20 protein-coding genes are annotated in these 23515 nt (G+C 41.7%); 17 read left to right on the top strand and 3 right to left on the bottom strand.

What is annotated here, in order from left to right; genetic code table 11:
- Nucleotides 1-112 precede the first annotated feature (112 nt).
- Together SCRDD08_RS08970 and SCRDD08_RS08965 are read left to right on the top strand one after the other, a co-directional pair.
- Nucleotides 113-793, top strand: coding sequence for a response regulator transcription factor (locus tag SCRDD08_RS08970; RefSeq protein ID WP_061423381.1), 681 nt, complete (start codon nt 113-115; stop codon nt 791-793).
- Nucleotides 794-795: 2 nt separating this feature from the next.
- Entirely contained in the window at nt 796-1671 is an 876-nt protein-coding gene (locus tag SCRDD08_RS08965) for a sensor histidine kinase (protein WP_061423380.1), read from the top strand.
- 41 nt (nt 1672-1712) lie between these two features.
- Here the strand turns inward: SCRDD08_RS08965 and SCRDD08_RS08960 are convergent, their stop codons facing one another.
- From SCRDD08_RS08960 to pabB, 3 genes are all read right to left on the bottom strand, one after another.
- A complete protein-coding gene (locus SCRDD08_RS08960) occupies nt 1713-2477 on the bottom strand; it encodes a lantibiotic ABC transporter permease (RefSeq protein ID WP_061423379.1) in 765 nt (254 codons plus the stop codon).
- Entirely contained in the window at nt 2474-3403 is a 930-nt protein-coding gene (locus SCRDD08_RS08955) for an ABC transporter ATP-binding protein (protein WP_061423378.1), read from the bottom strand. The genes SCRDD08_RS08960 and SCRDD08_RS08955 overlap by 4 nt, the downstream gene beginning before the upstream one ends.
- A 335-nt stretch (nt 3404-3738) precedes the next feature.
- Complete coding sequence (gene pabB, locus SCRDD08_RS08950; protein WP_061423377.1) at nt 3739-5460, bottom strand: aminodeoxychorismate synthase component I; 1722 nt, start codon at nt 5458-5460, stop codon at nt 3739-3741.
- A 131-nt stretch (nt 5461-5591) separates the two neighbouring features.
- Between pabB and SCRDD08_RS08945 the strand changes: the two genes are divergently transcribed.
- From SCRDD08_RS08945 to SCRDD08_RS08875, 15 genes are all read left to right on the top strand, one after another.
- Complete coding sequence (locus SCRDD08_RS08945; RefSeq protein ID WP_061423376.1) at nt 5592-5963, top strand: hypothetical protein; 372 nt, start codon at nt 5592-5594, stop codon at nt 5961-5963.
- An 87-nt stretch (nt 5964-6050) separates the two neighbouring features.
- Nucleotides 6051-7157: an AI-2E family transporter gene (locus tag SCRDD08_RS08940; RefSeq protein ID WP_061423375.1), complete on the top strand. Its 1107-nt coding sequence runs from the start codon at nt 6051-6053 to the stop codon at nt 7155-7157.
- A gap of 487 nt (nt 7158-7644) precedes the next feature.
- Nucleotides 7645-10638: a type I restriction endonuclease subunit R gene (locus SCRDD08_RS08935; protein ID WP_061423374.1), complete on the top strand. Its 2994-nt coding sequence runs from the start codon at nt 7645-7647 to the stop codon at nt 10636-10638.
- 408 nt (nt 10639-11046) lie between these two features.
- Nucleotides 11047-11262 carry a hypothetical protein gene (locus SCRDD08_RS08930; RefSeq protein ID WP_061423373.1) on the top strand — a complete coding sequence of 72 codons (216 nt, stop codon included), beginning with the start codon at nt 11047-11049 and terminating at the stop codon, nt 11260-11262.
- Nucleotides 11263-11287: 25 nt separating this feature from the next.
- The gene (locus tag SCRDD08_RS08925; protein ID WP_061423372.1) at nt 11288-12049 is read left to right on the top strand and encodes a DUF6261 family protein; all 762 of its coding nucleotides are present in this window, start codon (nt 11288-11290) and stop codon (nt 12047-12049) included.
- Nucleotides 12050-12139: 90 nt separating this feature from the next.
- Nucleotides 12140-13144, top strand: a complete 1005-nt coding sequence (locus tag SCRDD08_RS08920; RefSeq protein ID WP_061423371.1) for a hypothetical protein — start codon at nt 12140-12142, stop codon at nt 13142-13144.
- A gap of 29 nt (nt 13145-13173) precedes the next feature.
- Entirely contained in the window at nt 13174-13716 is a 543-nt protein-coding gene (locus tag SCRDD08_RS08915) for a hypothetical protein (protein WP_061423370.1), read from the top strand.
- Between the two features lie 15 nt (nt 13717-13731).
- Nucleotides 13732-14979 (top strand): restriction endonuclease subunit S, encoded by a 1248-nt coding sequence (locus SCRDD08_RS11130; RefSeq protein ID WP_081104296.1) that lies wholly within the window; start codon nt 13732-13734, stop codon nt 14977-14979.
- Between the two features lie 12 nt (nt 14980-14991).
- On the top strand, nt 14992-15747 hold the full coding sequence (locus SCRDD08_RS08905) for a hypothetical protein (RefSeq protein WP_061423369.1): 756 nt from the start codon (nt 14992-14994) through the stop codon (nt 15745-15747).
- Between the two features lie 41 nt (nt 15748-15788).
- A complete protein-coding gene (locus tag SCRDD08_RS08900; protein WP_061423368.1) occupies nt 15789-17390 on the top strand; it encodes a type I restriction-modification system subunit M in 1602 nt (533 codons plus the stop codon).
- 129 nt (nt 17391-17519) lie between these two features.
- Nucleotides 17520-17858 carry a type II toxin-antitoxin system RelE/ParE family toxin gene (locus tag SCRDD08_RS08895; protein WP_061423367.1) on the top strand — a complete coding sequence of 113 codons (339 nt, stop codon included), beginning with the start codon at nt 17520-17522 and terminating at the stop codon, nt 17856-17858.
- Nucleotides 17851-18936, top strand: a complete 1086-nt coding sequence (locus SCRDD08_RS08890; RefSeq protein WP_061423366.1) for a HigA family addiction module antitoxin — start codon at nt 17851-17853, stop codon at nt 18934-18936. The genes SCRDD08_RS08895 and SCRDD08_RS08890 overlap by 8 nt, the downstream gene beginning before the upstream one ends.
- A 376-nt stretch (nt 18937-19312) precedes the next feature.
- Nucleotides 19313-21565, top strand: a complete 2253-nt coding sequence (gene metE / locus SCRDD08_RS08885) for a 5-methyltetrahydropteroyltriglutamate--homocysteine S-methyltransferase (RefSeq protein WP_061423365.1) — start codon at nt 19313-19315, stop codon at nt 21563-21565.
- Between the two features lie 103 nt (nt 21566-21668).
- Nucleotides 21669-22547 (top strand): methylenetetrahydrofolate reductase [NAD(P)H], encoded by an 879-nt coding sequence (metF, locus tag SCRDD08_RS08880; RefSeq protein ID WP_045497984.1) that lies wholly within the window; start codon nt 21669-21671, stop codon nt 22545-22547.
- Between the two features lies 1 nt (nt 22548).
- Nucleotides 22549-23493: an AraC family transcriptional regulator gene (locus tag SCRDD08_RS08875; RefSeq protein ID WP_061423364.1), complete on the top strand. Its 945-nt coding sequence runs from the start codon at nt 22549-22551 to the stop codon at nt 23491-23493.
- The last annotated feature ends 22 nt before the right edge of the window (nt 23494-23515 follow it).

Below are 23515 nucleotides of genomic sequence, written 5' to 3'. Positions count from 1 at the left end.
TAACGAATTACCGATTTCTGTCCCACTCTCTTTCTTTTGCATCGTTTATATTTGATTGACTTGCTGGCTCATCCTTGCTACACTAGTTTTATCAAGCTATTGGAGAATGAGAATGGCCAATCTTTTACTAATTGAAGACAACAATGATATTCATGAGATTTTGAAAAATCTCTTTACGAAGGAGCACGTCGTGTTTTCAGCTTATTCTGGAACCGAGGGACTGCGGATTTTTGCGGAAGAAGAGATTCATCTAGTCCTGCTGGATATTATGCTGCCTGGAAAAAATGGCGATGAGGTGCTGAGGGAAATTCGCAAGACCAGTCAGGTGCCGGTAGTCATGCTGACAGCTTTGGGCGAAAAGAGTCTCGTGAGCCAGTATCTGCTGGACGGTGCCAATGACTACATTGTCAAGCCTTTTAATCTAGACGAAGTGGCGGCGCGTGTCACTGTCCAACTGCGAGGTAGTCAGCAGCCCCAGTCTAAGCCTGCTGGGGGGACCTTGATCAAAAACATCCGGCTTCTGCCAGATACCTTTGAAATTGCTTCTGGTGACCAGTCTATGCGGCTGGGGAAAAAGGAATTTCAGATCTTCCAGACCTTGCTGGCTCATCCTAAAAAGATTTTTACCAAGGAGGAGCTGTATGAGTCGGTCTGGGAGGAGACCTATCTGCCAGGCGACAATACGCTCAATGCCCATCTCAGTAATCTTCGTAAGAAATTAGCCCAGTTGGATCGTTCGACAGACTATATCGAGACTATTTGGGGTCTGGGTGTGCGGCTCAAGGAGGATTAGATATGTGGTTGATTTTAGCCTTCGGGCTCATACTTTTCTTGTCAATTTCGCTGGTTCGCTATCATCTGACGATTCGTAGTCTGATCAGCCAGATCCGTGACAAACGTCGTACAGGAAGTCAGGTTCGCTTGACCTTGAGAGATCAAGCTCCTAGTCTAGTGGCTCTGACTGACGAGGTGGAGCAGCTTTTTCAGGAAATTGATAAGATGTACTTTGTGACCCAGCAGGAAAAGAAAACCTTGGACATGGCCATCAGCAATATTGCCCACGATATCCGAACGCCACTGACCATTGCTAGTGGCTACACGCAACAGCTACTCAAGGACGCTGATAAGGAGCAAATGGACCAGCAGCTGCAAAAGATTGCAGAGAATCTGGGTATGGTATCCAGACGCTTGGAGGCTCTGATGGAATACCGTCGCTTGATGGAAGGAGCTATTCGACCGAGCCTTCAGCGGGCAGACCTATCCCAGCTGGTCACCCAGCAACTCTTTGCCTACTATGATGCCTTTCAGCGAGCAGGGATTAATTTAGATGTGGATTTATCTGAAAATCTGCTTCTGGAAACGGACAGTGATATCTTTGATCGAATCGTCCAGAACATGCTCAGCAATGTCCTCAAACATGGCCGAGAAGCAGCCAGTATCAGTCTGAAAAAAGAAGGGCAAAAGGTTATTTTTCAGGTCAAAAATAAGGTTCAGAAGCCCATTTTACATCTGGATAAACTGACCAATCGCTTCTATTCTGAAAATCTCTCCAGCAGTGAGGAATCCTCTGGACTGGGGCTCTATATCACTCAGCAGCTGGTCGAAATCCTGGGTGGTGACTTGACCATTCAAGCAGAGGGAGATTGGTTTGAATTGATTGTGGCTTTATAAAAAAGAATCAGCTAGTCAGAAGATTAGCTGATTTTTTGGTTTTAGAGATCTTTTTTCTTGAAAATGAGAAGGCTGTTGCCTAGGAAGAAGACTGCTATGGCAATCGCTACCAAGCTAGCCTGCAAAACAACAGCAGGATCCGCAGCCATCTCTATTCCAAATCGTAAGGTTAAATAGCGGAACAATTCTATATGAGGATAGAGTAAGACTGGAAAGGCAAGCAGGGCGCTTCCGATAAAATAGGTAACAAAGACAGCAGCAATGGAATGGCTGAGATAGAGGACGAAGGACACGATGCCAATCCAAGCGATGGTCACAATGAGTTGGACGAGAATGGTTACTAAAAATTGGCCAAAGAAGCCTGCTGGAGCTGTTCCAATTCCGTTGATAGAGCTAGCGATGATGAAGGATAGCCCTAGCAAGAGGATGAATTGGAAGATGGCAACAACAAAGGAGACCAAAGTTTTAGAGAAGAAGAACTCTGTCCGTGAAATGCCGTGAGCGAGACTGTTTTTATAAAGCTTTCTAGACAAGTCCACACCTAATAAGAGGCAGACGACAATAAGAGTGAAAAATATAATACTGTCAGAATTTCCAGAGAAATGGGCAAGGGCATTGATACCCGTCATTTTGTCTGGTACTTGCTGAGCGACATCCTGACTATCCGTTGAGATGGATGTTCCAAATCTGCTCGTAACCTTATAGATGACTCCGAGCAGAATATTGACTAGCAAAACGAACTCAGTAATCCAAAAGCCCTTGGAGTGGAAGAGGCGGTAAAAGTCAGCGCGAATTGTTTGAATCATGATAGACCTCCCTGGTTTTGATCAACTAAATCTGTAAAGAAATTTTCGAGATTTTGTCGTGCATAGTAGATTTCTTGAATGACTAAGTCAGCTGTGACCAACTCTTTTACGATATTGTTGATATTGTGCGAGTGAGTAAAGACATGGATCTCATTGAGAGCATTGACCACCTTGATGCGGTAGCCCAATTGATCTTGGAGCAGCTGGCTGGCCTCCTCCAAATGATCCGTTTTCAAGACGATATAATCTTCGCTTTGTTCTTCAAATTCAGCCTTGGAAATTTCCTTGATCATATGACCATGGTCGATGATGCCAAAGCGCGTAGCTACTAGGTAGAGCTCGGATAGAATATGACTGGAAATAACAAAGGTCATGCCTAGCTCTTCATTGAGCTTTTGGACAAGCTGGCGGAATTCCTTAATGCCGACGGGATCTAGTCCGTTGATAGGTTCGTCTAGAATCATCAAATCTGGCTTAGACAATAAGGCAATGGCAATTCCCAAACGCTGCTTCATACCGAGAGAAAAATCTCTGAATTCCTTCTTGCCAGTATCTGTTAAGTTCACGTATTCCAAGGTTTCTTGGATGGCCTTCTCGGCATTAGGTATCTGGCGGAGTTTGCAGTAGTAGCTGAGATTTTCGTAGGCGGTCAAGTGGTTGTGGGCAACGGGCGTTTCAATGACCGAGCCGACCCTCTTGAGGGCTTGTGTCCATTCTGCCTGATTGCTGGAACCAAAGAGTGACACAGTTCCGTTGCTGGCATGCATCAGCTGGGTCATGATTTTAATCAGAGTGGTTTTACCAGCTCCGTTTTTACCGATAAGACCGTAGATATCTCCTTTTTTGATGGTCAGATTGACATCGCTCAGAGCCTGCTGCTGGCCGAACTTTTTGCTGACCCCTTGTAAAACTAAAATATTTTCCATGGTTTTACTTCTCCTTTTTGAATTATTCTTGGAAATCCTTTCCTCACTATCCAGTATATCGGACACTTATTAAGTATTCATCAAGCAATTCTAAAATGTTTCTAAAATCTTGAAATAGAAATGATAATTCGTGTTTAAGCGGACTGAGGTCTATAGAAAAAGAGGCTGGGACAAAAGTCCTAGCCTCTCAATTGTCTTTGGATTGTCGAGCAAGACGCAGTGGTTGAGTGGGCTCTACTACGCTGATTTCATCAGCTTTTACAGCCCTACTCAACTGTGCGGAGGTGGGACGACGAAATCGAATTCTAACCAATTACCGATTTCTGTCCCACTCTCTAATTATCTATTTCCAATTCATAAAGGCCTCGCAGTGCGTTGCAGGCGTAGATTTTTTCTGCTGATTTTAAGTCATCTAAGCTGAGAATTTTTTCTGTGGCCTGACCTGTTTCTAAGAGATGCTGGCGGTAGATGCCATTTAAAAGGCCTAGCTCGACTGGTGGCGTGTAGAGGTGACCATCCAGCTGGAGGACTAGGTTGCCGATGGAGCTTTCTAGTAGCTGCCCTTGGGCATTGTAGTAAATCTGCTCCTGCTGGCCTAGGTCTAAATGTGGCCGATAGCTGGTTTTAAAGTAGGTGAAAGGCTGTTGTAAGTTGGCATTTTGTGGGACGAGAATGGTCTTGCAGAAAGCTTCTGGGAGTGCTTGTAGCTTTTCTAGCTGGCAGGTCACTTTTCCAGATTTTGCGATGGAGATCCGCAGGCGGTAGTCCGTACTTGGATCCAGTTCTGCTAAGGTTTGGTTCAACTCTGCCTTCAGTTTTTCTTCATCAAATGGATAAGCAAAGTAACGAGCGGATTCCCGCAGTCGCTTCAGATGTTGGTCTTGGAAGGTCAGTCGGCCTAGCTCAATCTTCCCTGTCGTAATCAGGTCAAATTGCGGATTTTTCCGATAAAGAACAGCCGATTTTTGCTGGGTTTCGATGTACTCGGATTCCCATGTGCTATCCCAAGTGATGCCGCCGCCGACACCGTAAATCGCCTTGCCAGCCTCAAGCTGAATGGTGCGGATAGCCACATTGAAAATCCGTCTCTGGTCTGGCAGGCAGATACCAACCGTACCGCAGTAGACACCGCGGGCGGCTTTTTCGGTCGCTTTGATGATAGCCATGGTCGAAATCTTTGGAGCACCAGTGATAGAGCCGCATGGAAAGAGGGCATCAAAAATTTCTCCTAGGCCAATCTCAGTCCGCAGTTGGCTTTTGATGGTGGAGGTCATTTGCCAGACGGTGGAATACTGCTCGACCTGACACAGCTGCTCGGCCCGTTCACTGCCAATCTCTGAAATGCGGTTCATGTCGTTGCGCAGCAAGTCAACGATCATCATATTTTCCGCTCGGTTTTTAGGATCCTGGCGTAGCCAGTTAGCCTGTTCCAAGTCAGCAGCGACTGTCAGACCGCGATTGGTAGTACCCTTCATTGGCCGTGTTGTCAGCTCACCTCGGTGCTCCTCGAAAAAGAGCTCAGGACTGATGGATAAGACTGCCTGATGATTGTGCTCTACATAGGCATTGTAGGCGGCGTTTTGCTCAACGACTAGACGGTTGTAAATAGCCCAGCTGTCCTGTGGATTGAGCTCTGCGCCTAGCTGCACCGTGTAGTTGACCTGATAGGTATCGCCCTGACGGATATGGTGGTGAATGGTTCCGATGGCCTTTTCATACTTTTGCTCAGTCGTTAGGCTCTGCCATTGCGCTGGCATTTCTACCTCGTCGTAAGTCAAAGGGAATGGGGATTCATCAGCTCTGTCATGAATGGTAAAGTAAATCAGGTACTCGCCCAGCAGAGGGGCTTTGTGGACCTGTAGCTTTTTCTCAAAAGCAGGAGCCGCTTCGTAGCTGACATAGCCGACTGCATAAAATCCCTTTTTCTGCCAGTCCTCAACTTCTTGCAGAATCGCTCTGACTTCGGCCAACTCGCGTGTTTTGAGTTCTTTGATGGGCTGGCTAAAAATCAAGCGCCGACCCAGTTCTTTAAAATCAATAACTGTTTTCTTGTGCATGAGTTTATTGTATCATAAGATAATTTGAATGAAAACGGATTTATCGGATGAGACACTCATTCTTTTACAATAGTTGACAGATTAGAAAGTGGCTCGGTATACTATTTTAAAAAAGAAAGAACGAGATACATATGAAATCAAACAAATTGCTGTGGATAAATGGAATTGTTGGCATTTTAGGAGGCCTTCAGATCATTTACGCTTCTTTAAATAGATGGCACTGGGAAATTATTTATTCGGTTCCCAAACTAGTTGAAAACGCTGGCTGGGGCGATATAGTTATATTGACCAGCTGGCTGCTTTTGGGACTTTCTATAGTTGGAATGTATCATTATAGCAACGACCCAAGAGTCAATAAGACGAGTCATGAGCTTCTATTCTGCGGATCCGTCATGGGCTTCATTTCTTTTCTGTTTACTTTCTCAGGCCTTCTGTCTATCATCTCAGGAATTCTATATCTTCTAGATTTGTCAAAATTTAAGAGTGACGAAAAAGTTGATTGACAAGTGTGGCGACTGACTTTCTCCTGCTCGAAAGGTCTTGAAAATTATGATAAAATAGGGAAATGACAAAACTGTAAAGGAAGCCTTATGAAAAAAATCAATGAATCCTATAAACTTATCGTCTTTGCGGCGCTTGCTCTGGCTCTGGTTCTCTATATCGGAAACATCTGGTCTGGCCTGCAGAGTCTGACTTCGGTTTTTTCACCTATTATATTGGGTGGTGTCCTTGCCTTTATCTTTAATGTTCCTATGAAAAAACTGGAAGACTTCTTGGATAAATGCCGAGTTCCTCAAAAGTTGCAGCGCGCTTTGGCCTTGGTTTTGGAGGTGCTGATTTTAGCTCTCATTATGACAGGGATTGTCTCTATCGTCGTGCCGACTCTGACTACAGCGGTCAATCAGCTGAGCGCGACCATCGGCAAGGTGGCGCCGCAGCTAGCCAAGTGGCTGCAGCAGTCTGGCTTGCTTTCCTCTAGCCAGTTGAAAGATTTGACCAAGCAACTGCAAAACAGTGGCATTGTCAATAGAGCCATCTCTCTTCTGGGCAGTCTGACAGGCAATATCTCTGCTATTTTTGGTAATTTCTTTTCTGTCATCATGTCTATCTTTCTTATGTTTGCCTTCTTGAGCAGCAAGGAGCATTTGCAGACGATCACTAGTCGTCTCTTGCAGGTTCTGCTTCCTGAGAAGGCTGTGAAACGCCTATCCTATGTCGGCTCTGTCATTGTTGAGACCTATGATAAGTTCCTGATGGGGCAGATGATAGAGGCTGTCATTGTTGGTGTTTTGGTCTTTATCGCCTATTCTCTGACAGGTCTGCCTTATGCTGCCCTGACTGGGGTTTTGGCTGGAGTGCTCTCTTTCATCCCCTACATTGGGCCTTTCTCTGCTTGTGCTCTGGGTGCTATCTTTATCTTTACCGACAGCCCTTGGAAAGCCCTTCTCTCGATTGCAGTCTTTCAGCTGGTGCAGCTGATTGAGGGCAATATCATCTATCCGCGCGTGGTCGGCCAGTCCGTTGGTCTCCCAACTCTCTTTACCCTAGCCGCCGCCCTGATTGGAGGTAATCTCTTTGGCTTGGTCGGCATGATCTTCTTCACTCCTATCTTCGCAGTTATCTACCGTTTAGTCAGAGAGTTTGTTGCGGAGAAGGAGGAGAGGAAGTCGAAGGGGGAACAAGTAGGTGAAAAATGAAGTTTAGTGGCTTCATTTTGATGACTGCTCTGTTCTTGCCTTATACTAGCTACTTTTTAACAAGCTTCTCAAAGGAAGTGTCATAGAAACCGTTTGTTCCAAAGTTCATCAACTATTAAATGATTGTAAGTAAAAAGAAATTATCTTTAATAGTATTTCTGCAGATTGCTTTTCTTTATCTGGAGACTTCTATTTAGGTATATTTAAAAAGTTTATAAATGAGTTGCCCCCAAAAGTTAGAGTTTTTGTGTCTAACTTTTGGGGGCTTTTTTAATGAATTTAACTTATTAGGACAAAGACTAAATCTATAATCTCAGAAAACAAGAAAATAGTTACAAGCAAGTATCAAATAAATATGGGGAAACTATTATAATTTTAGATACTTGATGAAGTTGAACAATCGTTTTGGATTATAAAGTGTTGAGAGTGGGGAAATAAATGGTAAACATGTTATAATAAGGGCAGTAGAACATCGTTAAAGGAGAGAATGATGCAGGTGAAACCAGAACTGGAGATAGAGAAACAACTGATCAACCAACTGGTAACTGGTGAAAGCCAATGGACTTATAGAGAAGACCTAAAAACAGAAGAACAACTATGGGACAATTTCTTTGAGAAACTAGCCCAAAACAACGTTGCTCTGTTAGCAGACAATCCCTTGACAGCACAGGAAAAACGTCAGATTCAGAACCAACTAAACTTTGTCAGCTACTATGATGCTGCTAAGTGGTTGGTCGGGGAAAATGGCATTGCCAAAGTCGAGGTTCAAAGAGAAGATGCTAGTCTAGGTACAGTTCGTTTATCAGTCATCTGGCGAGACAATATCGCGGCTGGTAAGTCCAGTTATGAGGTTGTTAATCAAGTTGAGAGAGAAAAAGCGAATCCTCAGGATCAAGACCGTAGGCTAGATGTGACGCTTTTGATCAATGGCCTTCCGATGATTCAAATCGAGCTTAAAAGTCCCCGAGTCGCCTTTTTAGATGCCTTTCATCAGATTAAAAAGTATGATCGGGAAGGCAAGTTCCGTGGTATCTACTCTAGCTTACAGATGTTTGTTGTGAGCAATAAGGTGGATACACGCTATATCGCTGCAGCTAGGGAAAATAAACTCAATAAGCAATTTCTAACCAAATGGGTCGATAAGGATAATCAACCCATAACGAGCTTAACCAGCTTTGCCCACGAAGTCCTCTCCATCCCTCGTGCTCACCAGATGGTCATGCAGTATTCTGTCATTGATGATAGCAAGAAATCTCTTATCCTCTTGCGTCCTTACCAGATCCATGCTATTGAGGCTGTTCAGGAAGCTTCTCGCCAGCAAGCATCAGGCTATATCTGGCATACAACAGGTTCAGGAAAGACCTTGACTTCTTACAAGGTGGCGAGAAATCTTCTCCAGATTCCTTCTATCCAAAAGACAATTTTTGTCGTTGACCGCAGAGACCTTGATCAACAGACCAGTTCATCTTTTCTCTCTTATGCGACCAATGATGTCATTGATATCGATGAGACGGACAATACTCATGATTTAGTTAAGCGACTAGGAAGTAATGATAAGCGTGTCGTGGTGACCACCATCCAGAAAATCACCACCATGATGCGCAAATTTGACCAAGGTCTTTACCAAAGAGATGCGGATAAAATCAAGGGCTTCCGAGTGGCCTTTGTGGTGGATGAATGCCACCGTTCCGTGACACCGCAAACACAAAAAGATATTAAAGCCTTTTTCCCGCAGTCTCTCTGGTATGGTTTTACAGGAACCCCCATCTTTAAGGAAAATAAACGCCAGCAGGTCGGTGACCTAGCTCAAACCACTCAGCAACAGTATGGGGAACGTCTCCATGAATATACGGTCAAGGAAGCTATCCATGACGGAGCTGTCTTAGGATTTAAGGTAGACTATCGCAATACCCTCATCACGGATAAATCTGAAAATGAAATACCAGATACCGTCTACGAGGATGAGGAGCATATGCTGGAAGTCTTGGATGCCATTATCAATAAATCGCGTCAACAACTAGGATTCCAAAAAGGAGTGGGCAATACCTACAATGCCATCCTGACCGTCAAGTCTATCCCTCAAGCCCAAGCCTACTATGACCTACTCAAAAAAGTCAAGGCTGGTCAGACACGAGTCAGGGTATCCGAGAGAGTCAAGATGGTCCTTCCTGACTTTCCAAAGGCAACCATCACCTACTCCGTTACGGAGAATGAAGAAGACTCAAGAGCCAACCAAGACCACATGAAGCAGGTCTTAGAGGACTATAACCAAGAGTTTGATACTCACTTTACTATGACGGATCTTCGTGGCTTCAATACCGATGTCAATAACCGTCTAGCACGAAAACAGGACAAGTATCTCTATCGCAATGAACAGCTGGACTTGGTTATCGTGGTCAATCGTCTCCTAACGGGATTTGATGCGCCATGTCTATCGACTCTCTTTATCGACAGAAAGCCCATGCAACCGCAGGACTTGATACAGGCCTTTAGCCGAACCAATCGGATCTTTGATACTAGTAAGACCTATGGCCATATTATCACCTTCCAAAAGCCCCTAGCCTTTAAGGAAGCAGTAGACAATGCCCTCAAACTCTATTCAAATGGTGGAGAAAATGAGGTCCTAGCGCCGAGTTGGGAAGAGGAAAAGAGAAACTTTTTGCGGAGTTGCAGTGATTTCCAAAATCTCATCACCGATGATCCGGAGGAAGGCCTTCAAATCGAGCAGATCTCTACACCTGAGTTGAGAAAGCTCGCTAAGGCCTATCAAGTCTTTGATAAATATCTAGCCTCTATTCGAGTGTATAAAGAGTATGATGAGGAAGAAATCTACGCCCAGACAGGACTAAGCGCGGAAGAATTGGAAACCTACCTAGGCTTTTATCAAAATATCCTTGCAGAATTAAAAAGCCGAAGAGATGATGGTGATGAGGATGGGGAGCCCCTTGATATTCACTATGAATTGGAGTCTATCCAAGTGGATGAAATCAACTATGCCTATATCCTAACCTTAATCCAAAGCCTGATTGAGCAAGGTCAGAGTCAAGAAAAGAACCTAAGCGCTCATGATAGAGAGGCAGTGGATAACTATATTCAGAGCCTTGAGAAGACCAATCCAAATCTTGCCCAGATCATCACTGAACTTTGGAGAGAAGTCCAAGCAAATCCAGAAAGCTATCGTGGCCAGTCTATCGCAAATATCTTGGATCAGATGATCGAGGCTGTTATCCAGCAACACATCCAAGTCTTTAGCAAACGTTGGTATGTCGGAGAGGATGAACTCCGTTACTATGTCGAACACTACCGCAAGGGTGCTAAAAAACAACTAGGAGAGAGCCAGCTGACCAAGAGCCAGCGCTATCAGGACTATAAAGTTGAGGTGGCAGATGCCCTCAATCCCCTCCTCTATAAAAAACAAATCAAGGAAGCTTGTAAGCAATTTGTCGAAGAAGTCATTGAGCCGTTGAGGGTTGGGAGATAGTCCTTCGAAGTCTCGAAAATATGAATTTCCTAAAATTTAGATGTGTTCTAAACTTAGAATGATAAAAAATACATAAATTTATTTGTATTCTAAGCTTCGAATGGTCTATCTGAGAAAGTTTTGAGGTCTTCGAGCTTTCGAACAGTCGTCTTTCCTAAAGTTTATATGTATTCTAAAGCTAGAAAAGTTAAAATCTAAAAATAGTAAGAGTTTCTATCTGACAGACAGGATGTGTGTCTAGTCAGATAGAGATTTTTTGTTTTTGAAATGACTAAATTCTCCTGTAAAAGTAAGAAATAGATTGAAAAAGTGCTGTTGGGATGATAAAGCAGACAGTTGAGCGGATGAGTGTCATAAGTTCTTTGCTATTTGTTAGAATTGTCTTATCAACTTAAAGGAGAAAATCTGATGAAGAAAGATAAAGAAAATGAGGAGAGTATGCTATCGACACTTCCTTTATGGGGGCTCCTATTGTTGTTCTGTGTTTTGTTTCAAGTCTTTGTATTTAAGGATAGACCTTTGATTCAACCTGATAGACAAGGAAGCATTGTAAAAACAGATCAAAGACAGGTCTATCTTCCAGAACTAATCCAGTCTTGGTTTGATAAAGAAAAAACTAAATGATTCGTTAAATAGAAAGGCTATCATCATGACAAAAACATTCACTATCCGTCCTCTAAGCTACACCAACTTTACCAACCGTGAGTTTGAAAGTCTCATGGTAGACACGGGTCAACTACTAGAAGTTTTTGCTAAGGCACATAAGGACGAGCCTATGTATAGCAAGCACCTTGATTCTTTCAGGAGCAAACTAGCAGACTTCCAAGCCCAACTAGCTATCGTAGAAAAGAAAGAGGCGACGAATCTGACCGAAGTCGATCGCAATCGTGACAGTGCCCTAGTTGGCCTCTTTACCCTTCATCGAGGATTTGCTAAGATCAAGGAGACCAAACTCAAAGAAGCCCATGAAACCTTGAAACCAGTCTTTGCCAAGTACAAGGATATCACTAAGCACAGCAATGATGTGGAAACAGCAGAAATCAAGAGTTTGCTCAAAACCCTCAGCGAAGAACCCTACCACACGGCAGTTACCAGTCTAGGACTGACACCTATGCTGACGGCGGTGATCAGTGCGCAAGAGGAGTATGATAAGGTGGAAAGTCAGGCGCGTGCGCATAAGTCTACCAAGGAAGTCGGCAAGACCAGACAAGTCCGCACGGAACTAACTAGTATCTATGACCTCTTTATGCGCTATACCGCAGCCAGTGCAGAAGCCTATCCTGAAAAGGAACACCTAACCAAACTCCTTAAAGACTTGAACACAATCCGAGATAGCAAGCGACGATTGACTGGTTCGAGTAAGAAGGATAAGAAAGTGAAAGTAGAAGAAATAGAACAAGTAGCAGGATAAAGATAAACGTCTTTAGATATATTATTATCTAAAGGCGTTTTTTGGTGGATTCGTGGTATAATTTTATTATGAGATAATGGAGGTTAAAGAATGAATATTCAATATTTCAATGTTTTTTTGTGTCGGAATGGTGAGAAGACAAATTATGATTTATCTAAGTTAATTGATAAAATTCGAGTATCTTCTCCTGTAGAAAGAACTGTAAAGTTAGGGAGTCAGCATACTATGTTTATGAATAATAGTAGAAACCCTTCAAGTAGTAAGACGAGTGGTTCTTCTTTGAATGGTTTAGAGTATCTCCCTAGAAATAGGACAGTCTGGATTGGAAAGTATCGAAGTGAAAAACCATATGAGGGGAAGATAGGTGAAGAAGAAATTAAACAAATTGATGGAGACCTTTTCGAACCTAGTGTTTGTTTGATTATTCCTACATCGTATCTTTTTTTAATGGAGAGAAAGTTTTTAGGACCTTCAATTAACCAAATAGGAGAGTATTTATCAAGCTTTATAAAGAGTAACAATCCTAATGTAAAGTATTCGGTGAAATTTGAGCCTATGAAAACAGATAGTTTAAAACCTTTGATAGAAGCTTCTGAGAGTATTAAATCAATCGTGATTCAGATTAAAAATGAAGGTTTTCAATTGTCAAGTTTATTTCCAGATATTAATGATAGCAATAAAACACTATTAGAAAAGTTATTTGGTAATATGATTGAAGTGTCTGAAGAATTAGATATAAATACTACTACTGTAGCATTTAAGAAAAGTCGGTATAAAAGAGAAATGGATATAAAACGCGTTGATGGCATATTAAAGTTATTAAACTCTTCAGATAAAAATTTAATTTCTGCAAAAGTTGAATTTTTAAATCCAGAGACACATAGATTTGATGAAGTGGATTTAAAGAAAGATGGTTTTTATATTTTGGAAAAAACTTCTTTAAAAACCGAGGATTTTGATAAATTAGCTAATCTAATGACAGCGCATTATTATGATGACCAGAATCGTAATAAAGATCTTTACTATACTTCATTTGGTTCTTTGTTATCTGTTGATGAGAGTGAATTTGAAATTGTAACTGAGAATAGCATATAAAAATCCAAATCTAGAAAGGAGATGATGTCATGCTTAAATTTATTGATAAATATTTTTGGTGGAGTTTGTCAATCATAATTGTATTAATTGCTGCAGTGTCTCTTTTTTTAGGAAATTATTTAGAGTTATATGATTGGTTTTACAAAAATGCCTATACAAATAATGCGAATTTAGTGACCATCTCAACAGTTTTTATTGGTATTTATTTTTCTTTATACGGTTTTTTATTAAGTTCAAATACAAATTCCCTTATATCAAAACTTAAGTTAAAAGAGTATAAGAGACTAGTCTCAATAGTTAATAGAGGATTTATATCTAGTTTTATTATCGTTATATTTTCTTTTTTTAATGAAAATATCTATAATTGGGTGGGTGAAATTTATATATTATTCCTGTTTTTTATTTTTCTCTTACTTATTGGATCTGCAATTCAAATAGCTATTTATTTTACATTACTTTTTAGATATGACTTAAATAAAAAATATAATAGTTTTGAGGAAGATATACAAAATGAAATTCTAGATGACGAATTGCGTAAAAAGCTAAAACAATTTTTAGATAGAGAGTTATAAGAGTTGAGGAAAAGAATGATACCTAAAATTATTTTTAATAGAGAAAAGAAAGATTGGGTTAAAAGACCTTTATTATCTAATATAGAAAAAATCATAGATTACAGGGGTAGAACACCTAAAAAATTAGGTTTAAGTTGGAGTGATACAGGTTATCTAGCTTTATCGGCATTAAATGTAAAGAATGGCTATATTGATTTCAAGGCCACTGCCAATTATGGAGATCAAGAATTGTATGAACGATGGATGGGAGATAATCATCTTCATAAAGGACAAGTTGTTTTTACTACTGAGGCACCGATGGGTAATGTTGCACAGATTCCTAATGATGATTTGTATATTCTAAGTCAACGTACGATTGCCTTTGAAGTTAAACGTGATTTAATTCGGGAAGATTTTTTAGCCACTTTATTGCGTAGCCAAAAAATATTTAATAAATTAACTTCTTTATCTAGCGGAGGAACTGCAAAAGGAGTTAGTCAAAAATCTTTATCAAATCTCAAAGTTTGTTTGCCCACATCATTAGAAGAACAGTCCGCCATCGGCTCTCTCTTCCGCACCTTGGATGACCTTCTTTTTAGCTACAAGGACAATCTTGCTAACTACCAATCCCTCAAGGCAACCATGCTCTCTAAGATGTTTCCAAAAGCTGGGCAGACAGTTCCTGAGATTCGTATAGATGGATTTGAAGGTGAGTGGGTTGAAAAAAGATTAAAAGATATATCTAAACGTGTGACACGAAAGAATAATGATTTAGTATCAGAAAGAGCCTTAACGATATCTGCTCAATTCGGTTTGATAGATCAAGAGGAATTCTTTCAGAAGAAGATAGCTTCAAAAGATGTAAGTGGATATTATCTTATAAAAAAAGGGGAGTTCGCATACAATAAAAGTTATTCGACAGGTTATCCCTTAGGAGCAATAAAGCGTCTTGATAAGTATGAGAATGGAGTATTATCTACTTTGTATATCCTTTTTAAAGCAGTAGATGTTGATTCGGACTATCTTACTCATTATTATGAAAGTGATAATTGGCATAGAGAGGTTTCAATGTGTGCTGCTGAGGGAGCGCGAAATCATGGATTATTAAACATTGCACCAGCTGATTTTTTCAATACTAGATTAGTAATACCTAAAGAACTGGCTGAACAACAAGCTATCGGTGGTTATTTTTCAAATCTTGATAACCTCATCAACTCTCACCAAGAAAAAATTACTCAGCTTGAGACTCTGAAAAAGAAACTCTTGCAGGATATGTTTATCTAAAAAGGAGAACTTATGGTATCAGTGACACAACGTATCAAAGAAATTAACCAACCTCGAGGTGGTTATCTGCCCATCAAGTTATTTTCAGTAGAGCAGTTCGAAGATCACAGAGTTCTGCATCCAGTAGAATCTGTATCTCCTAGTTTAGTGGGGATTTGTGTGGACTACCTGACTCGGTTTATGAACGGCACGGACGCTAGGAGTGCTTTCGAGATTTCTCTCATGGGTGCCCGTATGATTGGTATGGAAGATCTAGCAGAAGCGTTATTAGATTTGGTGACAGGATTGGATGATTTATCGATTGATAGTGCCTGTCGATTGGCTTGTTTTGATGTTGTCCTTCGTGCAGGGATTAAGTATTATAAGTCCTTTGAGGAAATATCGCTGGACTCGGAAACGATCGAGAATATTCGTATCATGGTAGAACGAAGTCTTTGCTTTTTCGACCTCTATGGTCCTTTGGTAAAGGATGGCTTTCATTTTCTTGGAGGTTATACCGATACGATTGACAAGGGTGATGGAGATTTTCTTACCAAGGATACATTATGGGATTTTAAGGTGACTAAAACAGCTCCCAATAAAGACCATACACTACAAGTTCTTGTATACTATATCATGGGACTACATTCCTTTGACTCTGACTTCCTTTCTATCCAAAATCTTGGATTTTATAACCCTCGAAAAAATATCGTTTATCAACTTCCAGTCTCCTCTATTCCTTTAGATTTGATTCAAACCATCGAAAATGAAGTGATTTGTTATAAATGATTGCTTGTTTAAAAAAATTGCACAACTTAGAAAGAAACATTATGGAAACAACACAAACGTCCCAGTCGCTCTACCAAGCCCTGTGGAACTCAGCGGATGTTCTCCGCTCTAAGATGGATGCCAATGACTATAAGTCCTATCTCTTGGGTATGGTCTTTTATAAGTATCTGTCAGACAAGATGCTCTTTTTCGTGGCGGAGACCATGGAGGAGAGGACGGATAGTCTTGAGGCTGCCCTTGAGGTCTATCGCAACTACTACGAGGATGCGGATACCCATGAGGATCTGGTCTCTGTCATGAATGATGAGCTTAACTATATCATCAAACCAGACTTAACCTTTACGGCTCTGGTAGCACGTGTCAATGAGGGGACTTTCCAGCTGGAAGACTTGGCTCAAGGTTTTCGTGACATCGAGCAGAGTGACGATCTCTATGAAAATCTCTTTGAAGATATCGACCTCTACTCTAAAAAGCTAGGAGCAACTCCGCAAAAGCAAAACCAAACGGTGGCAGCAGTTATGAAAGAGTTGGCTGTGCTGGATGTAGCTGGTCATGCTGGTGATATGCTGGGGGATGCCTATGAGTACCTGATCGGTCAGTTTGCAACAGACTCTGGGAAAAAGGCTGGTGAGTTTTATACCCCTCAGCCTGTTGCCAAACTCATGACTCAGATTGCCTTTTTGGGTCGTGAAGACCAGCAAGGTTTTACCATCTATGATGCGACCATGGGTTCTGGCTCTCTCTTGCTCAATGCCAAGAAATACTCTCACAAACCCCAAACTGTTGTCTACTTTGGTCAGGAGCTCAATACCTCGACCTATAACTTGGCTCGGATGAACATGATCCTACACGGTGTTCCAGTAGAGAATCAATTTCTACACAATGCCGATACACTGGATGAAGACTGGCCGACTCAAGAGCCAACCAACTTTGACGGTGTTCTCATGAACCCTCCATACTCAGCCAAGTGGTCAGCAAGCTCTGGCTTCTTGAATGACCCTCGTTTCTCTCCTTTTGGGAAACTTGCGCCCCAGTCTAAGGCTGACTTTGCCTTTCTCCTGCATGGATATTACCACCTCAAGCAGGATAATGGGGTCATGGCTATCGTCCTTCCTCACGGTGTCCTTTTCCGTGGCAATGCTGAGGGGACCATTCGTAAGTCCTTGTTGGAAGAAGGGGCTATTGATACGGTTATCGGTTTGCCTGCTAATATCTTCTTTAATACCAGCATTCCGACTACAGTTATCATTCTCAAAAAGAACCGTACCAATCGTGATGTTTACTTTATCGATGCCTCTAAGGAGTTTGATAAGGGGAAAAACCAGAATATTATGACGGATGCTCATATCGAGAAGATTTTAGAAGCCTACAAGTCTCGTGAGGAGGTTGATAAATTTGCCCATCTAGCAAGCTATGAAGAAATCGTCGAAAATGACTACAACCTCAATATCCCTCGTTACGTAGATACCTTTGAAGAAGAAGTAGTAGAGCCACTGACAGACATCGTCAGCAAGATTAACGAGACAAATAAAGCAATCGAAAGCCAAACAGCTTTTCTACTTGAAATGCTGAACCAACTCCACGGAACCACACCAGAAGCTGATGCCGATCTCAAACAGTTTCTGAAGGAGTTCAAAGGGTGATGGGAAAGTAGTTAGATACGTCAACCCGACTTAAAATCCCAGCCAAACTACTTTTGGCTGGTTTTTATTGTCTAAAGATGGTATAATTAAATTACCTAAAAGGTAATTTAATTTAACGGAAAGGGACATATGAAGCTTATCTATACAAATAAAACTGTTAAAAAGCAGTGCACAGAGCTGAGGCGGGCGAAAAAAGATTTTTCGGATAAGATTGCTGTAAAGTTGCATCAGTTGATCAACTTTTTGGAAGCGGCGGATTCTTTGGCTAGTGTGACAGCATTTCCTAAGTATCACTTTCACCAACTCAAGGGAAAGAGACAAGGACAGTTTGCTTTGGATATAGACGGTCGAAAGAGTTCCTATCGTTTGATTGTAGAATTTCGTGAGGAGGATCTAGAAAAGGTATTTCCTAGTCCCATTGAAATCGAAATCCTAAAAATAGAGGAGGTCAGCAATCACTATGAGTAATAAAATTGTTGAATACAAAGACCTGATTGCTTTTCATCCAGGTCAGTATGTTGAAGAGTTGATTGAAGATTATAATGTAACGCAGAAAGAGTTTGCGGAGCGTTTGGGAGTTTCGGCAAAGACTGTCAGCAAGCTTGTCAATGCTGAGGAGTCCATTAGTAAGGAAACGGCTCATAAATTAGCCAAGCTAAGTGGAGTTTCTATGCAAACCTGGCTCAATCTTCAGAATGCTTATGATGTAAAAGTTGCAGAGATTGTAGAACAAAAAGAGCTAGAAGAAGGTAGCGAGAAAGAAATCTGTGAGATGATAGATTTCAAGTATTTTAAGGAAGAAGGCTACGTGCCAGACAAACGCTATAGCTTGAATGAAAAGATTATCGAGCTTCGCAAGATTTTAGGTGTGGCAAGTTTAGAAAACCTTACATCTTTTAACCATTTAGTCAGCTATCGGAATACGCGTGAGTTTACAACTAAAAGTATAGTAAACTCTAATATCATGCTGGAGTTGGCATCTAAAAAGGCGCGTGATAAAACGACAATTAAACTCAATCGCAGAAAGCTAGAGAGAAGCCTGCCTGCGTTGAGAAAGTTGACGAGACAAAATCCAGAAGTTTTTCCTCAATGCTTGTATGATATCTTGCTAGACTGTGGTGTGGTCCTAGTAGGTCTACCTGCTTTGCCAAATGCCAATCTAAATGGAGCGACTAAAAAATTCAGTAATGGCAGTGCCTTGCTTTTACTCACAGATCGAAACAAAGCGTCAGACATTTTCTGGTTCTCACTATTTCATGAGATTGGGCACATTCTGGAGAATGATTTTTCATCTGATGATGGAAATAGTGAATCCTACCGACGTTCTGAGGAAGAGGCAGACCAGTTTGCAAAAGATCTTTTGATAAACCCTGAAGACTATCAAACTTTTGTAGAAAAAGGAAACTTTGATAAGTCGGACATCCTTCAATTTGCTGAAGAAATAAATATTCACCCGAGTATTGTTCTAGGAAGATTACAAAATGAGGGCATTCTCAGTTTTGATCGTTTCCGAGAACTAAAAGAAAATTATTACTTTGTATCTTAAGTGTCAGGAAATTTTTAGAAGATGAAAAGATGCTTAAAGTTTAGTATAGTTAGCAGTGGACTCCAATTGATTCGCTCATTTTATTAAAAAGCGATAAGAGAAATCAAAAAGATCAAAATTTAGATAACCTATAGTCTTTTCTAATAACAAGCCATAGTTGTTTATAAGAATTAGCGATAGCCTGTTTTAATCTATAAAGTAGTATGTAACTTAAAAACAAGCAAAAAAAGGATTTGAGACACGTGTCTCAAATCTTTTTCTTTTGTATATAATAGTGATATAGTTTTAAACTATATCAAACTCTGGGAAATTCCAATTATACAGAGGGCGGATTTTCTGTTAAGATAGTTTCAACAACAATTTTTGGAGGACGTTTATGTCAACGACTATCATTGGTTTCCCTCGTTTTGGTGAATTCCGCGAATTAAAATTTACAACTGAAAAATACTTTAGAAATGAAATCTCAGCAGACGAACTCTTGGCAGCAGCGAAAGACTTGCGTGCGAAGCACTGGAACATTGTCAAAGAAAAGGGCATCACTGAAATCCCATCAAATGACTTTTCTCACTATGACAACTTCCTAGATGCAGCTTTCCTTTTCAACGTGGTGCCTGCTTCTGTTCAAAACTTGGACTTGACTGACCTTGAGCGCTACTTTGCCTTGGCGCGTGGTTACCAAGGAGAAAAAGGGGATGTGCGTGCCCTTCCGATGAAGAAATGGTTCAACACCAACTACCACTATATTGTTCCTAAATTTGAAAAAGACACTCAAGTTAAATTGGCAGGTCACAAGATCTTTGACGAATTCCAAGAAGCAAAAGAACTTGGATTGAACACTCGTCCTGTCCTTGTGGGTCCATTCACCTTCCTTCAATTGTCAGACTTTGAAGAAGGCGTGAAAGCAGAAGACTTCGTAGACAGCTTAGTAGCTGCTTACCAAGAAGTTTTTGCAAAATTGGCTGAACTTGGTGTGACTCGCATCCAACTCGACGAAGCGGCTCTTGTCAAAGATTTGACTGCTGAAGAAAAAGCTCTCTTCTTGAACCTCTACAACAAACTTTTGGCTGATAAAAAAGGTCTTGAAGTCTTGCTTCAAACTTACTTTGGTGACGTTCGTGACGTCTACGCTGACCTTGTGAACTTGCCAGTAGATGCCATTGGTCTTGACTTTGTTGAAGGTAAGAAAACTCTTGAACTTGTTAAAGGTGGCTTCCCAGCTGACAAGACTCTCTATGCAGGTATTGTCAATGGTAAAAACATCTGGCGTAACAACTACGAAAAGAGCTTGGCTGTTCTTGAGCAAATCCCAGCTGAAAACATCGTCTTGACTAGCTCATGCTCACTTCTTCATGTGCCATTTACAACAGCTAACGAAGAATTTGAGCCAGCTATCTTGAACCACTTTGCTTTTGCGGTTGAAAAATTGGAAGAACTTCGTGACTTGGATGCCATCCGTAATGGTCAAGGTGAAGCAGCTCTTGCAGCAAACAAAGAACTCTTTGCGACTGAACGTGTGGGTGAAAATGCAGAACTTCGTGCGCGTATCGCTGGCTTGACAGACGCTGACTATACTCGTTTGCCAGCCTTTGCGGAACGTGAAGCTATCCAAGAAGAAGCCTTCAAACTTCCAGCTCTTCCAACAACAACCATCGGTTCATTCCCTCAAACTAAGGAAGTTCGTGCCAAACGCTTGGCCTTCCGCAAGGGTGAATTGTCACAAGAAGAATACGATGCCTTTCTTGCTGAAACCATCGACGAATGGATCAAATGGCAAGAAGAAGTTGGATTTGACGTGCTGGTGCACGGTGAGTTCGAGCGTAACGACATGGTTGAGTACTTCGGTCAAAACTTGTCAGGTTACCTCTTTTCTAAGAATGGTTGGGTGCAATCATACGGTATGCGTGGGGTGAAACCACCAATCATCTGGGGTGATGTCACTCGTCTCAACCCAATCACTGTCAAATGGTCTAGCTACGCACAAAGCCGTACTGACAAACCTGTTAAAGGTATGTTGACCGGACCAGTTACCATCCTTAATTGGTCATTCCCACGTGAAGACATCTCTATCAAGGACTCAACTCTTCAAATCGCCCTTGCTATCAAGGACGAAGTGCTTGACCTTGAAGCTGCTGGCGTGAAGATTATCCAGATTGACGAGGCTGCTCTTCGTGAAAAATTGCCACTTCGTCGTAGTGACTGGTACGAAGACTACCTTGACTGGGCAATTCCAGCCTTCCGCTTGGTACACTCTACAGTAGCGCCTGATACGCAAATCCACACTCACATGTGTTACTCAGAATTTACAGATATCATCCCAGCTATCGACAACATGGATGCGGACGTTATTTCCTTTGAAGCCAGCCGTTCAAACCTTGAAATCTTGGACGAACTCAAAGCGAAGAACTTCCAAACAGAAGTGGGACCTGGGGTTTACGATATCCACTCACCTCGTGTGCCAAATGAAGGCGAAATCGACCACACCATCGAAGCTATCCTTGCCAAAGTACCAAGCAAGAAGGTTTGGATCAACCCTGACTGTGGTTTGAAAACACGTGGTATCCCAGAAACAAAAGAAAGCTTGATCCGCCTTGTAGAAGCGGCCAAAGCAGCTAGACAAAAACTGAATTAATATTATTTCTACATTTAAACTCAGCTCTGATAAACCTGCAACAAAGCTGTTTGCAGGTTTGTTATAGGCTGCTAGTTAGTAGATTGAAAGGAATTTTATCTCTATGGTGAATCGCCAAACTCCTAGTCTCTCATTTGAAGTATTTCCTCCTAACCCAGCAGTAGGCAATGATAAGATTTTTCAGGCGTTGAGGGAGATGCAAGATCTGGCTCCCCACTTTATCAGTGTGACTGCCAGCAATAATAAATTTGATATTGAGGAGACAACGGTTCGTTTGGCTGAGTTCATCTCCAATGACCTTGAGATTCCAACGATTGCCCATTTGCCAGCTGTTTATCTAACCAAAGAAATGGTGTCCAATATTTTGCAGGCTTTGGATCGTGTTGGGGTCAATCAGATTTTGGCTTTACGGGGCGATATTTTTCCAGATGTGGCGCCTAAGGATGATTTTAGATATGCGACTGACTTGATTGAGTATATCAAGACAGAAGCACCACATTTTGACATTATCGGTGCTTGCTATCCAGAGGGACACCCAGACTCACCAAACCAGATCTCAGATATTCAGAATCTAAAGAAAAAGGTTGATGCGGGCTGCTCTAGTCTTGTCACTCAGCTCTTCTTTGACAATGAACGTTTCTATGATTTCCAAGATAAGTGTACCTTGGCTGGGATTGATGTTCCGATTCATGCAGGTATCATGCCGATTCTTAACCGAAACCAAGCGCTTCGTCTTTTGAAAACGTGTGAGAATATTCATCTTCCGCGCAAATTCAAGGCTATTCTGGATAAGTATGAACATGATCCAGAATCCCTGCGGACAGCTGGTTTAGCCTATGCGGTGGATCAGATTGTCGACTTGGTGACCCATGATGTAGCAGGGATCCATCTCTATACGATGAATAACGCGGCAACAGCCTACCATATCTATAAGGCGACCCATGCCCTCTTTAACCATACCCCATCCGTTCAATCTTTTTAAGATGAATGAAGAGACCACTAATCAGATTCATTTGCTGTTTAGTGGTTTTTGTTTTATAATAAGGATAAAAATTTTATCCAAATCTAAGGAGGGGCTGATGGAGCATTCACTGACCTTGGTTAAGTCTATGCAGTTTGGCCAAAAAGATTGTTTTTTTGCCTTCTGTGGTTATTCAAAAACGGAAGCCCATCATAGCTTTGGGCCGGCTGTTCGGGATGTTTATGTCATTCATATCGTACTGGAGGGACGGGGGACTTACTCCGTTGGCAATCAGCGCTATGATTTGCAGGAAGGGCAGGGCTTTGTAGTTCCGCCAGATCAGTCGGTCTTTTATCAGGCTGACAGGGAAGAGCCTTGGTCTTATGTCTGGATGGGACTGGGTGGGGACCTCTTGCCTCGCTATCTGAAAGCTCTGGGTTTACAGTCGAGCCAATGGTCTTTTGAGCTGACTTCTTTGCAGGAATTTAAGGCTTTGGTCTTTGAAAGTCTGGCTTACGAGGGCAGCGGAATAACAGCTGAACTAGCTCTGCAAAGGCAAGTTTATCGCTTCTTAGAGCTCTTGTCCCAACGTCTCAAGCAGACATCTTTAATCACGGAAAGTCGTCGAGTCAATCCTTATGTCCAGCAGGTCTTGGAACTACTGAGCAGTCATCTGCCAGAAAGTTTATCTGTGCAGGAGTTGGCGCAGAAATTGGCGCTGCACCCTTCCTACCTATCTCGGCTTTTCAAGGATGAAGTAGGCAAGGGGATCAAGGAGTACAGTAATGATTTGCGACTCAATATGGCAGCTGATTTATTGACAAGCAGCCAGCTTTCGGTGGAAGAGATTGCCAATAAGACAGGCTTTACCGGAACACAGAGCTTTTCAAAAGCTTTCAAGAAGGCGCGTGGCCAGTCACCCTTGAACTTTCGCAAGGCTAGCTCTCGTCTGGGACGGGAGCTGTAAAAAGTCACATTTGGATAAATAA

The sequence above is a fragment of the Streptococcus cristatus genome (assembly GCF_001578775.1).
Classification (GTDB): Bacteria; Bacillota; Bacilli; order Lactobacillales; family Streptococcaceae; genus Streptococcus; species Streptococcus cristatus_A.
This window is presented reverse-complemented; position numbering and strand designations above follow the sequence as displayed.